Raw genomic sequence first — 13,139 nt, 5'->3', positions numbered from 1 at the left:
TGGTCAATTGATTGCTGGCCGAGGAACTGGCGCGGCCGCGCCCCCCGCCGGCCTATTTCGCGTCCTCTTCAGGGGTCAGCGTGGTCAGGGCCAGGGCGTGCACCCGTCCGGCCAGTTCCTCGGCCAGCAATCTATTGACCATGCGATGGCGTTCCACCCGGCTCTTGCCGGCGAAGGCGTCCGAGACCACCACGATGGAGAAATGGCTTTCGCCTTCGTGGTTATGCCCGGCATGACCGGCATGACGGTGGGAGTCGTCGTTGATGTCCAGGCGAACCGGGGCCAGCCCGTCCTCCAGCTTTTTCCGCATGACCGGCGCGACGCGCATGGCAATACCTCTTTCATTCCTGTTGGGCTCTCCCCAATTGGGATGATTGCCGCCCGCCGTCAAGCCCCAACCACCTTGCCTTGGACAAGCCCAGCCATCATTATGCCCGATACCATGAGATCCTCGGCAAAGCGCAAATCCTGGCGCCCCGCTTTCGCGCCCCTGGAATCACAGCCCGTCACCCGGCGCTGCGACCGTCCCGGCTGCGCCCAGGAAGCCGAATTCCGCGCCCCCCAGGCCCGCGACCGTCTCAACGACTACTACTGGTTCTGTCTGGAGCATGTGCGCGAGTACAACGCCGCCTGGAATTATTACGCGGGCATGGGGCCCGAGGAAATCGAGGCCGAAACCCGCAAGGACACCACCTGGCAGCGCCCCACCTGGCCGCTGGGGGCGCAGTACGGCAAGCGCAAGTTCTCCTTCACCATCCACGATCCCTTCGACCTGATGGACAAGGAGGCCGAGGATCGCCACGCCAAGGCGCGCCATCCCGCCACCCCCGAGGAGGAGGCCATGAAGGTCCTGGACCTTTCCGGCCCCCTGACCCCCGAAACCTTGAAGGCCCGCTACAAGGAGCTGGTGAAGCGTCACCACCCCGACGCCAATAACGGCGACAAGCAGGCCGAAGAGCGTTTCAAGCGCATCAACCAAGCCTACAACACCCTGAGGGCCAGCCTGGCCGCTGGGTAACCGGACAAGTGACTCCATGACTTCCAAGACTCAAAGCCCGCTCGCCTCGGACCACCCGCTGGCGACCCCCGATATCCAGCTTTCCGCCCGCGAGGTGTTCGGCCTGGACACCGATATGATGGTGCCCGCCTTCAGCCTGGGCAGCGAACATGTCCCCGACCTGGACCCCGCCTATCGCTTCGATCCCGACACCACCCGGGCCATCCTGGCGGGCTTCAGCTTCAACCGCCGCGTCATGGTCCAGGGCTATCACGGCACCGGCAAGTCCACCCATATCGAACAGGTGGCGGCGCGCCTCAACTGGCCGTGCATCCGCGTCAACCTGGACAGCCATATCAGCCGCATCGACCTGATCGGCAAGGACGCCATCGTCCTGAAGGACGGCAAGCAGATCACCGAATTCCGCGAAGGCATCCTGCCCTGGGCGCTGCAGCACCCTTGCGCCCTGGTGTTCGACGAATACGACGCCGGCCGCCCCGACGTGATGTTCGTGATCCAGCGCGTGCTGGAAGTGGAAGGCAAGCTAACCCTGCTGGACCAGAACCGGGTGATCCGCCCCCATTCCGCCTTCCGGCTGTTCGCCACCGCCAATACCGTCGGCCTGGGCGACACCACCGGCCTCTATCACGGCACCCAGCAGATCAACCAGGGCCAGATGGACCGCTGGAACATCGTCGCCACCCTCAACTACCTGGAGCACGAGGCCGAGTGCTCCATCGTCGTCGCCAAGCTGAAGGATTACGATACGCCGGAAGGCCGCGACTGCGTCTCCAAGATGGTGATGCTGGCCGACCTGACCCGGGCCGGATTCATGAATGGCGACATCTCCACCGTCATGAGCCCGCGTACCGTGATCACCTGGGCCGAGAACACCAGCATCTTCTCGGACCGCGCCTATGCCTTCCGGGTCACCTTCCTCAACAAATGCGACGAGGTGGAACGCCCGATCCTGGCGGAATACTACCAGCGCTGCTTCGCCGAGGACCTGCCGGAGGGACCGGCCCGGCTGCTGGCGTAACCCACGGTGACCACCCTGCCCAACGGTCCGACGCCAGACGAGACCCCCGCCGACACCATCCGGCGGGCGACGGCGGCCACGCTCAAGGCCATTTCCGGCCGACCCGACCTGGACGTGGCCTATGCCGCCGGTCAAGGCTCGGTGCGCGGCACGGAAATCCGCCTGCCGGCGCCGCCGCGCACCATCCTGCCCGCCGATCTGGCCCGGCTGCGCGGCACCGCCGACGCCATCGGGCTGCGTCTGCGCTATCACGACGATTCGGTGCATGCCCGGCGCATGCCGCAACTGCCCGAGGCCCGCAAGGTCTACGAGATGGTGGAACTGGCCCGGGTCGAGGCGCTGGGCGCCCGGCGCATGGCCGGTGTGGCCGCCAATATCGCCGAGGTGCTGGAGCAGCGCGCCCGCGCCGAAGGCTTGGACCGCGCCGTCAAGCGCGAGCATGTCTCCCTGGCCGAGGTCATGCGCCTGATCGCGCGGGAACGCTTCGCCGGACTGGCGCCGCCGCCCTCGGCCCAGGGCGCGGTGGATCTGTGGCGGGACGAGATCGAGGCCAAGGCCGGTCCCACCCTGGACCGGCTGAAGGATATGCTGGGCGACCAGGAAGCCTTCTCGCGCGGCTTGCAGGAATTGCTGCACCAGCTCGACCTGGGCGTCGACCATCCGTCCGACAGCGAGAATGAAAGCGCGGAGGATGGCGAGCAGTCGCCCGACTCCGCTTCCTCCGGCGAGCAGAAGGACGGCGACGGCGAGGGCCAGGATTCCCGCGCCGACGGCGAAAGCCAGGCGCCGGGCTCGTCCGAGGGGACCGGCGAGCAGGACGGCGACGCCGACGGCGACGACATCACCCTGATGGGCGCCGGAACCGAGGAGGCGGGCGGCCCATCGCGGGAGCGGGCGGAGGCCCTGTCCAATTCCGCCGCCATGGACCGGCCCTACCGGCCCTTCACCACCGCCTTCGATCAGGTGGTGACGGCGGAAGAGTTGTGCGACACCGACGAACTGACCCGGTTGCGCCACCAGTTGGACAACCAGATGGCCCATCTCCAGGGCGTGGTGTCCAAGCTGGCCAACCGGTTGCAGCGCAAGCTGATGGCGCAGCAGACCCGGTCGTGGGATTTCGACCTGGAGGAAGGCATCCTGGATGCCGGGCGGCTGGCCCGCATCATCGCCAATCCCATGCATTCGCTGTCCTTCAAGATCGAGAAGGAAACCGATTTCCGCGATACCGTCGTCTCGCTGCTGATCGACAATTCCGGGTCCATGCGCGGGCGTCCCATCACGGTGGCGGCCATGAGCGCCGACCTGCTGGCCCGCACCCTGGAACGCTGCAGCGTCAAGGTCGAGGTCCTGGGCTTCACCACCAAGGCCTGGAAGGGCGGCAGTTCGCGCGAGAAATGGCAGGCCGAGGGCAAGCCTCCCAATCCCGGCCGCCTCAACGACCTGCGCCACATCGTCTACAAGGCCGCCGACGCCCCCTGGCGCCGGGTGCGCCGCAATCTCGGACTGATGCTGCGCGAAGGCATCCTGAAGGAGAATATCGACGGCGAGGCGCTGCTGTGGGCGCATGAGCGCCTGATCGCCCGCTCCGAGCAGCGCCGCATCCTGATGGTGATCTCCGATGGCGCCCCGGTGGACGATTCCACGCTTTCGGCCAATCCCGGCAATACCCTGGAAAAGCATCTGCGCGACGTCATCGCCTATATCGAGAACCGCTCGCCGGTGGAACTGGTCGCCATCGGCATCGGCCACGACGTCACCCGCTATTACCGCCGGGCCGTCACCATCATGGATGCCGAGGATCTGGGCGGCACCATGATGCGCCAGTTGACCGCGCTGTTCGACGAGGACGAAGCGCGCCGGGCGGGCCGTTGACCGTGAACCTGATGCCGCGTCCGAAAATCCTGCTGGCCGGCATCGCCCTGCTCAGCCTTCTGGGCGGCGGCATCGGCCTGCTGGCCTCCATCTGGGACGACCGCGAGGCCACCCTGGAGGATTGGCGGCTGGACCTGGGCGTGTCCGCCCATCTGATGGAAGCCCATCTGCGCGGTGCCCATTCCACCGCCCATGCCCTACTGCTGCAGGTCGAGGATCATTTCAACGAACGGGGGTTGCCCCGTCCCCCAACCGAACGCCATCGACACTGGCTGAGCGACATGGTCACCGCCATGCCCGATGGCCTCGCCATCTGCATTCTGGATGAGCGGGGCGCGGTACTCGTCGCCAGCGACGGCCAGGGAGCCACGTTGTGCAAGCATGAGCGGGGCGACAACACCGCCCTGGCCAGGGCCAAGCCTGGCTCCACGGTGATCACGGGCATCTTGGACGAACGCTTGACCCCCGATCACATGCTGGCCTTCACCCGGACCCTGGCCATGTCGACCGGCCAAGTGGTCGGAACCGCCGAGATTCTGGTGAGCGGCCTTCATTTCGGCGAGTTGTATCGCACCGTCCAGGCTGCCGACCTGAACAATTCCTACATGATCGCCCGATCCGATGGCGTCGTCGTCACCCGCTATCCTCTCCCGGCCGGCGGCCTTCCCCGCCTGGACCCATCCCGCCCCCCCTTCTCCGAGACCGCCAAGGCACCAGCGGGCTGGTTCCGTATCACCTCGAGCTTCGACAAGGTGGAGCGGCTGATCTCCTATCGCCGCCTGGCCGATCTGGACGTGGTTGTGAGCGCGAGCATGACGACGTCCATGGTCTTCCGCGATTGGACCATCCGCACCCAACGCAATACCAGCCTGTTCGCCGGGGCCATGCTGCTGCTGCTGGCCCTGGCGGCGGTGACCAATGAAAGCCTGCGCCACGAGGGTCGACTGCTGCGCGACATGGAGCAGAAGGCGCGGGAACTGACCGAAGCGCTGGAGGAAAAGGACGTCCTGTTCCAGGAGGTCCATCACCGGGTCAAGAACAACCTTCAGATCATTTCCAGCCTGCTGACCATGCAATTGCTGCATGTGAACGACGAAAAAGCCCGCGAATCGCTGACCGACGCCCTGGACCGCATCGCGTCCATGGGACTGGTCCACCAGACGCTTTACGAACGCAACGTTGCCGCCAATGTGGATCTCGGCGTCTATTTCGGGCGGCTGGCCGAGACACTGGTGGGCAGCCATGTCGGCACCAAGGGCAGTGTCACCGTCCAGGTGGAGGTCGAGGGATGCCTGGACCTGGAGCGGGCGGTCCCGCTCGGCATGCTGGCCAACGAGGCCATGGCCAATGCCCTGAAGCACGCCTTTCCGGAGGGACGCGGCGGCACTGTCTCCATCACTCTCGGACGCGACGAGCATCAGTGGCACTTCACCGTGCGCGACGACGGCATCGGCATGCCGGACCGGCCCAACCAGGGCATCGGCCTCAGCCTGATCAAGGCCTTGTCGCGGCAATTGGGCGGGCGCTCGGCCATCTCCAATGATGGCGGCACCGTAGTCATCGTCACCTTCCCCGCGTGACGTTTTCGACTGGCATGACGGGCGGCCTCCCGCCTATAGTCCCCGACTTCACCGGCCGGAGGCAGGGACCAGCCGGTTCGCTCAGAGGCAAGGACCAGGCGTGATGGCTGAAAAGATTGGTGTGATGCTGTGCGGCCATGGCAGCCGCGACGTGGATGCCATCCGTGAATTCACGGTCCTGGCCGACCACCTGAAGCGGCGCTTGCCCCAGTTCGAGGTGGAAAGCGGCTTCCTGGAATTCGCCACCCCCATCATCAAGACCGGGCTCGACGCCCTGAAGGACAAGGGGGTCTCCCGCATCCTGGCGGTTCCCGGCATGCTGTTCGCCGCCGGGCATGTCAAGAACGACCTGCCCTGGGAGATCAACTCCTTCGCCGCCGCCAATCCCGACATCGACGTGCGCTATGGCCGCGAACTGGCCATCGACCCCAAGCTGCTGGCCGCGTCGCGCCAGCGCATCGAGGAGGCGGAAGGCCTGGGCCAGGCCGGTGTCGAGCGCAAGGACACCCTGCTGATGGTGGTGGGGCGCGGCACCAACGATCCCGACGCCAATTCCAACATCGCCAAGGTGGCGCGCATGCTGTGGGAAGGCATGGGCTTCGGCTGGGCCGAGATCGCCTTTTCCGGCGTCGCCCATCCCCTGGTGGACCAGGGATTGGAGCGGGCGGTGAAGCTGGGTTTCAAGCGCATCATCGTCTTCCCCTATTTCCTGTTCACCGGCATCCTGGTCAAGCGCATCCATGACTGGACCGACGCCGCCGCCAAAGCCCATCCCGAGGTGGAATTCCTCAAGGCGCCCTATCTCAACGACCATCCCCTGGTGGTGGACAGCTTCATCGAGCGGGTGGGCGAGATTCTTGACGGCGAGGCCCGGATGAACTGCCAGCTGTGCAAATACCGCGAACAGGTGGTGGGCTACGAGGCCAGCGTCGGCGCCGTCCAGGCCGGGCATCACCACCATGTGCGCGGCATCGGCACCGATGCCGACCATGGGCATGACCACGGGCACCACGATCATGATCATGGACACCATGGTCATGGGCATGCCTATCGTCCCCATCGTCATCACAACCACGACTGAGGCGTGCCGTGACCGGCTGGATCAGCGACCCGGCTGACATCTACCGCCAGAGCTTCGCCACCATCCGGGCCGAGGCCGAGCTGGATCGCGTCCCCGCCGATCTGACCGATCTGGCGGTGCGGGTGGTGCATGCCTGCGGCATGACCGATATCGTCGCCGACCTGGCCTGGAGCGAGGGCGCGGGCTCCGCCGGTCGAGCCGCGCTGCGGGCGAGTGCTCCCATCCTGGTGGATGCCGAGATGGTGGCCCACGGCATCATCCGCCGCATGCTGCCCGCCGCCAATCCAGTGATCTGCACCTTGAACGATGTCTCCGCCGACGCGGCCAAGGCAGCCAATACCACCCGCTCCGCCCTGGCGGTGGAACACTGGCTGCCCCGTCTCGACGGCGCCGTGGTCGCCATCGGCAACGCGCCCACCGCCCTGTTCCGCTTGCTGGAGCTGGTGGCGGCGGGGGCGCCGCGCCCGGCCCTGGTGCTGGGCTTCGCCGTGGGTTTCGTCGGTGCGGTGGAAAGCAAGGATGCCCTGATCGCCTCCGGCCTGCCCCATGTGGCGCTGCGGGGCAGACGGGGCGGTTCCGCCATGGCCGCCGCCGCCGTCAACGCCCTGGCCGGGGGGCTGGGATGATCGGGGAAAACCTGTTTGCCTCCCCCCTCTCCCGCTTGCGGGAGAGGGTCGGGGTGAGGGCCTGGTGGCCGCGACTTGATATCGAATGGCGCGCCGACGCGCGCGCCCTCACCCGTCTCGGCTTCGCCTCGCCACCCTCTCCCGCGCGCGGGAGAGGGAATTCCATTCCTCCCGAGGTAATCCCATGCTCCCCTGGCTGACCGTGGTCGGCATCGGCGAGGACGGGCTGGAAGGGCTGAGCCCCGCCGCCCGCGCCGTGATCGACAGTGCCGAGGTGCTGGTGGGCGGCACCCGCCACCTCGCCATGACCCCCGCATCCTCCAGCGTCGAACGTCTGACCTGGTCCAGCCCCTTCGCCGACAGCCGCCGCGAGCTGGAAGCCCGTCGAGGCCGCCGGGTGGTCGTGCTGGCCAGCGGCGATCCCATGTGGTTCGGTGCCGCCGCCACCCTGGCCCGCTGGTTCGATGCCGCCGAGATGGCGGTGATCCCCCATCCCGGCGCTTTTTCCCTGGCCGCCGCCCGGTTGCTGTGGCCGCTGCAGGACTGCCTGTGCCTGACCGCCCATGGCCGTCCGGTGGAGGCGCTGATCCCCCATTTCGCCCCCGGCCGCCGCCTGCTGGTGCTGTCCGAGGACCGCACCACCCCGCCGCGTCTGGCGGACCTGCTGCGCGACCACGGCTATGGCGCCTCGACCCTGACGGTGCTGGAACATCTGGGCGGAGCCGCCGAGCGCATCCATCCCGGCCCCCAGGCCGAAGCCGACCTCAATCTGGTGGCGGTGGACTGCAAGGCGGCCCCCGGCCGCCGCCCATTGTCCGCCTGTCCCGGCCTGCCCGACGACGCTTTCATCCATGACGGCCAGTTGACCAAGCGCGAGGTCCGCGCCGTGACCCTGGCCGCCCTGGCACCGCTGGCGGGCGAATTGCTGTGGGATGTGGGGGCGGGCTGCGGCTCGGTGGCCATCGAGTGGATGCGGACCGGGGGGCGCGCCGTCGCCATCGAGCCCCGCCCCGAACGGGCCGGGCGCATCGGCCTCAACGCCGCCGCCCTCGGGGTTCCCGACCTGAGGGTGGTCACCGCCAAGGCCCCCGCCGGGCTGCCGCTGGGGGAAGAGGCGCCCGACGCCGTCTTCGTCGGCGGCGGCGTGTCGGAGCCGGGACTGCTGGACATCTGCCGCGCCGCCCTGAAGCCCGGCGGCCGTCTGGTGGCCAATGCCGTCACCGTCGAGGGCGAGGCCGCCCTGATCAGCTTCCATGCCGGGCATGGCGGCGAGTTGACCCGGCTGTCGGTGGCCCGTCTGGCTCCGGTGGGGGGCTTCAACACCTGGCACCCCGCCATGCCGGTCACCCAGTATGTGGGCTGGAAGCGATGAGCCGCCGTACATGCCCCCTCCCCAACCCTCCCCCGGCCAAGCCGGGGGAGGGAGAGGTCCGTCTTTGCCCCAATCGGGGGGCACCATGACCGGCACTCTCTACGGGTTGGGCATCGGTCCCGGCGATCCCGAGCTGCTGACCCTGAAGACGGCCCGCATCCTGGCGGAAGTGCCGGTAATCGCCTGGCCCGCGCCGCTGGAGGGCGAGGGCATGGCGCGGGCCATCGCTGGCGCTCATATCCCGCCGGGACGAATCGAGATTGCCATCCGCATGGGCTTCACCGTCGATCGGGCCGGGACCGAGGCGGCCTATGACCGGGCGGCCGCCGAGATCGCCCAACATCTGGAGCAGGGGCGCGACGTGGCGGTGCTGTGCGAGGGTGACCCCTTCTTCTTCGGCTCCTTCATCTATCTGTTCGCCCGGCTGTCGCCTCGCTTCAAGGTGGAGGTGGTGCCGGGAGTCTCCTCCATCATGGCCGCCTCGGCGGCGCTGCAAGCGCCGCTATCGGCCTGGGACGACGGCGTCGCCGTCATTCCGTCCACCCGCTCCGAGGCCGAGATCGAGGCCCTGGTCGCGGCCTGCGACGCCGCCGTGTTCATGAAAGTGGGCCGCCACCTGCCCAAGATCCGCCGGGTGCTGGAGCGGGCGGGACTGTGGGACAAGGCGCGGCTGATCGAACGGGTCGGCCTGCCCGACCAGCGCATTCACAGCGCCGCGACCGTGAGCGAACTGCCCTATTTTTCCATTATCCTGGTGCATCGGCGAGGACAGGCATGGTTATGAACGACATTGCCCTGGTGGTGGTCAGCCCCGCCGGAGTGGAAACCGCCAAGGCGCTGCGGGACGCCCTGCCCGGCGCCCGCATCCACGGACTGGCCGGACGGGTCGAGGGTGATGAGATCTTCACCGACACCATGGCCCATCTGCGCGCCCTCTACGGTGCGGGAACCGCCGTGGTCGGTGTCTGCGCCGCCGGTATCCTGATCCGCGCCGTGGCGCCGCTGCTGGCCGACAAATGGGCCGAGCCGCCGTTGCTGGCCGTCGCGGTGGACGGCTCCAGCGTGGTACCGCTGCTGGGCGGCCATCACGGCGCCAACCAGTTGGCGCGGCGCATGGCCCAGGCCCTGGGGGTGACCCCCGCCCTGACCACCGCCGGTGACCTCGCTTTGGGGGTGGCGCTGGACGAGCCGCCCTTCGGCTGGCGCATCGCCAATCCCGACAAGGTGAAGTCGGTCGCCGCCGCCCTGCTGGCGGAAGAGCCGGTGGCGTTGGAGGTAGAGGCGGGAACCGTCGGTTGGCTGGCCGGCATTGGCTTCTCCGAGGAGGCCGAGCTGTCCATCCGCGTCACCGACCGCGCCGCCGAGCCCGACGACCACGAACTGGTCTACCATCCTCCCGTGCTGGTACTGGGCGTCGGCTGCGAGCGCGGTACGCCGCCCGCCGAGCTGATCAGGCTGGCCCGCGACACCCTGGCGGCCGAGGCGCTGTCACCGCTGGCCCTGGCCTGCGTCGCCAGCATCGACCTCAAATCCGACGAAAGCGCCGTCCATGCCCTGGCCGCCGAGTTGGGGATTCCCGCCCGCTTTTTCCCGGCCGAGGAGTTGGAAGCCGAGGCGCCGCGCCTCGCTACGCCGTCGGATGTGGTCTTCGCCGAGACCGGCTGCCACGGCGTCGCCGAGGGTGCCGCCCTGGCCGCCGCCGGGCCGCAAGCCGAGCTGATCGTGCCCAAGGTCAAGGGCGCCCGGACCACCTGCGCCGTCGCCCGTTCGCCGGTGCCGTTGGATGCAAGGCTGGCCGGGCGGCCCCAGGGCAAGCTGTTCGTGGTGGGCATCGGCCCCGGCACTCCGGAATGGCGCTCGCCCGAGGTTTCCCATGCCGTCGCCGCCGCCAGCGATCTGGTGGGCTATGGCATGTATCTCGACCTGCTGGGACCGGCGGCCCTGGGCAAGACCCGCCACGAAAGCGCCCTGGGCGCCGAGGAGGCCCGCGCCCGCATGGCGCTCGACCTCGCCGCCGAGGGCCGCACGGTGGCGCTGGTCTGTTCCGGCGATCCCGGCATCTATGCCCTGGCCACCCTGGTGTTCGAACTGCTGGACCGCGAGAAGCGAGCCGACTGGAACCGGGTCGACATCACGGTGGCGCCGGGCATTTCCGCCTTGCAGGCCGCCGCCGCGCGGGCCGGAGCGCCGGTCAACCACGACTTCTGCACCATCTCGCTGTCGGATCTGCTGACCCCGTGGGAGGCCATCGAGGCTCGCCTGAAGGCCGCCGCCAGTGCCGATTTCGTGGTCTGCTTCTATAATCCGGTGTCCAACCGCCGCCGCGACCAGTTGCCGCGCGCCCGCGACATCCTGCTGACCGGCCGCCCGCCGGAAACCCCGGTGATCCTGGCCCGCCAACTGGGCCGCCCCGGCGAGACGGTGGAGGTGATCCCGCTGGCCGAGCTGTCGCCCGACAAGGTGGACATGCTGACCATGGTGGTGGTGGGAAGCTCGGAAACCCGAAGCTTCACCGCCGGAACCCGCATCTGGACCTATACGCCCCGGGGTTACGGCAAGAAGATGGTGTCGCCCCCACCCTCCCGCTGACGCGGGTCCCTCCCTCCCCCGGCCAAGCCGGGGGAGGGTTGGGGAGGGGGCAAGCCCCTACTTCTTCAGGTAATCGCGGGCCAGGACCTCGGCGATCTGCACCGCGTTCAGCGCCGCGCCCTTCCTGAGATTGTCGGCGACGCACCAGAAGGACAGGCCGTTCTTGATGGTCGGGTCCTTGCGGATGCGGCTGACATAGACCGGATCATCGCCGGTGGTTTCCACCGGCGTGATGTAGCCGCCGGGCTCGCGGGTGTCGAGCACCACCACGCCGGGGGCGTTGCGCAGCGCCTCGGTGGCTTCCTCGACGCTGACCGGACGGGTGAATTCCACGTTGACCGCCTCGGAATGGCTGACGAACACCGGCACGCGCACACAGGTGGCGTGAACCTCGATCCCCGCGTCCAGGATCTTCTTGGTCTCCACCACCATCTTCCACTCTTCCTTGGTCGAGCCGTCTTCCATGAAGACGTCGATCTGGGGAATCAGGTTGAAGGCGATCTGCTTGGGGAACTTCCTGGGCGTGATGGGATCATTGACGAAGATGGCGCGGCTTTGCTCGAACAGCTCGTCCATGCCTTCCTTACCCGCGCCCGACACCGACTGGTAGGTCGACACCACCACCCGCTTGATCTTGCCCAGGGTATGCAGCGGCTTCAGCGCCACCACCATCTGGATGGTCGAGCAGTTGGGGTTGGCGATAATGCCCTTCTTCTTATACTGGGCGATGGCTTCCGGGTTCACTTCCGGCACCACCAGCGGCACGTCGGGGTCCATGCGGAAATGCGAGGTGTTGTCCACCACCACGCAGCCAGCCGCCGCGGCGCGGGGGCTGTGCTCGGCCGAAACCTTGGCGCCGGGCGACGACAGGGCGATATCCCAGCCCTTGAAGTCGAAGGTGGCGAGGTCCTTGACCTTCAGAATCTTGTTGTCGCCGAACGACACTTCCTTGCCGGCGGAGCGGGCGCTGGCCAGGGCCACCACCTCGTCCACCGGGAACTTGCGATCCACCAGAGTCTGCAGCATTTCCCGACCGACATTGCCGGTGGCGCCGATGACAGCAACCTTATAGCCCATGGTCTTCTTCTCCGTTTCGAACCCTTGGTATCCTGGTGGGCCGATGTTGTTCATACGAAAAGGCCCGCGAGGTCTTGACCGCGGGCCTTTTTCGTTTGGTCGTGACGAACCGGCCCGCTCAAGCGGTCTTGGTAGTGCCGGTTTTAGTGGTGACGGAAAGCGCCATCGCCGGGACAAGGCCCCGGGCGGCAAAGGCGTCGGCGGTGAACAGGCACGCGGACATGGCTTTCTCCATCGGAAGGCATGCTTTACCGGAAGGCTGACGTCGGCGCAAGCCCAAACCCATCAGCCGCGACGGACCAGCAGGCTCCATTCATCGCCGCCGTCATGCTCGACCAGGCTGGCGCGGCCGCCGAGCCGTTCCTCCACATAGGCCTGCCAAGGCTCGGGATTGTCGCCCCACAGCCCCATCTCGGGCGGACGGGGACGCAACAGATTGAAGGCGAAGCCGATCCTGGAACTGTGCGCCATGGCCGCCACCACCTCGGCGACGACGCCCCGCCACAGGTGATCATCCGCGCCTTTGGCAATGTTGAAGGTTCCCGAGGCAAAGGACCAGTCGGCCTCGGCCACCGGCAGCGGGCTCTGGATGAAGCGGGCGCGGGGATCGGGAAAGCGGGCGGCGGCGGCCCCCACCATGGACTCGCAGATATCGGTGCCGCAATAGGCGACCAGGGGAAACCGCCGGTCGAGATAGGCGAACAGGGCGCCGGTCCCGCTGCCCACATCATTGACCGTCACCGGCTGGGATGGGTCCATGGCGCGGGTCAGGATATCGAAGCGGGTCTTCTGGCCGTGGACGTCGCGCCAGCAGACCCCGGCGGCGGTGGCGCCATGGGCGGCCAGGGCGCAGTGATAGACCACGGCCACCTCGGCCAGGGCGGCGATCCCCGTCTCGTCCATGGG

12 protein-coding genes are annotated in these 13,139 nt (G+C 67.8%); 9 read left to right on the top strand and 3 right to left on the bottom strand.

Annotated features, from left to right (window positions below):
• Nucleotides 1–52 precede the first annotated feature (52 nt).
• Nucleotides 53–328: a BolA family protein gene (locus A6A04_RS01330; protein ID WP_068489442.1), complete on the bottom strand. Its 276-nt coding sequence runs from the start codon at nt 326–328 to the stop codon at nt 53–55.
• Nucleotides 329–442: 114 nt separating this feature from the next.
• On the opposite strand from A6A04_RS01330, the gene A6A04_RS01325 reads away from it, so the two are divergent.
• The 9 genes from A6A04_RS01325 (at nt 443) to cobJ (ending at nt 11,156) form a co-directional block, all read left to right on the top strand.
• Nucleotides 443–1,018 (top strand): J domain-containing protein, encoded by a 576-nt coding sequence (locus tag A6A04_RS01325; RefSeq protein WP_322096756.1) that lies wholly within the window; start codon nt 443–445, stop codon nt 1,016–1,018.
• 16 nt (nt 1,019–1,034) lie between these two features.
• On the top strand, nt 1,035–2,036 hold the full coding sequence (gene cobS / locus A6A04_RS01320) for a cobaltochelatase subunit CobS (RefSeq protein ID WP_068489440.1): 1,002 nt from the start codon (nt 1,035–1,037) through the stop codon (nt 2,034–2,036).
• Between the two features lie 6 nt (nt 2,037–2,042).
• Nucleotides 2,043–3,908, top strand: coding sequence for a cobaltochelatase subunit CobT (cobT, locus tag A6A04_RS01315; RefSeq protein WP_068489439.1), 1,866 nt, complete (start codon nt 2,043–2,045; stop codon nt 3,906–3,908).
• A 2-nt stretch (nt 3,909–3,910) separates the two neighbouring features.
• On the top strand, nt 3,911–5,488 hold the full coding sequence (locus tag A6A04_RS01310; protein WP_068489438.1) for a sensor histidine kinase: 1,578 nt from the start codon (nt 3,911–3,913) through the stop codon (nt 5,486–5,488).
• A gap of 103 nt (nt 5,489–5,591) precedes the next feature.
• Nucleotides 5,592–6,569, top strand: a complete 978-nt coding sequence (locus A6A04_RS01305) for a sirohydrochlorin chelatase (RefSeq protein WP_068489437.1) — start codon at nt 5,592–5,594, stop codon at nt 6,567–6,569.
• An 8-nt stretch (nt 6,570–6,577) separates the two neighbouring features.
• Nucleotides 6,578–7,195 (top strand): precorrin-8X methylmutase, encoded by a 618-nt coding sequence (locus tag A6A04_RS01300; protein ID WP_068489436.1) that lies wholly within the window; start codon nt 6,578–6,580, stop codon nt 7,193–7,195.
• 184 nt (nt 7,196–7,379) lie between these two features.
• Nucleotides 7,380–8,567, top strand: coding sequence for a bifunctional cobalt-precorrin-7 (C(5))-methyltransferase/cobalt-precorrin-6B (C(15))-methyltransferase (locus A6A04_RS01295; protein WP_068489435.1), 1,188 nt, complete (start codon nt 7,380–7,382; stop codon nt 8,565–8,567).
• Nucleotides 8,568–8,652: 85 nt separating this feature from the next.
• Nucleotides 8,653–9,351, top strand: coding sequence for a precorrin-2 C(20)-methyltransferase (cobI, locus tag A6A04_RS01290; RefSeq protein WP_068489434.1), 699 nt, complete (start codon nt 8,653–8,655; stop codon nt 9,349–9,351).
• Entirely contained in the window at nt 9,348–11,156 is a 1,809-nt protein-coding gene (cobJ, locus tag A6A04_RS01285; protein WP_068489433.1) for a precorrin-3B C(17)-methyltransferase, read from the top strand. The genes cobI and cobJ overlap by 4 nt, the downstream gene beginning before the upstream one ends.
• 57 nt (nt 11,157–11,213) lie before the next feature.
• Here the strand turns inward: cobJ and A6A04_RS01280 are convergent, their stop codons facing one another.
• Nucleotides 11,214–12,233, bottom strand: coding sequence for an aspartate-semialdehyde dehydrogenase (locus A6A04_RS01280; protein WP_068489432.1), 1,020 nt, complete (start codon nt 12,231–12,233; stop codon nt 11,214–11,216).
• Nucleotides 12,234–12,518: 285 nt separating this feature from the next.
• On the bottom strand, nt 12,519–13,136 hold the full coding sequence (locus tag A6A04_RS01275; RefSeq protein WP_068489431.1) for a class I SAM-dependent methyltransferase: 618 nt from the start codon (nt 13,134–13,136) through the stop codon (nt 12,519–12,521).
• Between the last annotated feature and the right edge of the window lie 3 nt (nt 13,137–13,139).

Origin of the sequence: Paramagnetospirillum marisnigri (assembly GCF_001650715.1) — a bacterium.
GTDB lineage: Bacteria > Pseudomonadota > Alphaproteobacteria > Rhodospirillales > Magnetospirillaceae > Phaeospirillum > Phaeospirillum marisnigri.
Note: the sequence above shows the minus strand (reverse complement) of the source record. Positions and strands in the feature narration are given on the sequence as shown.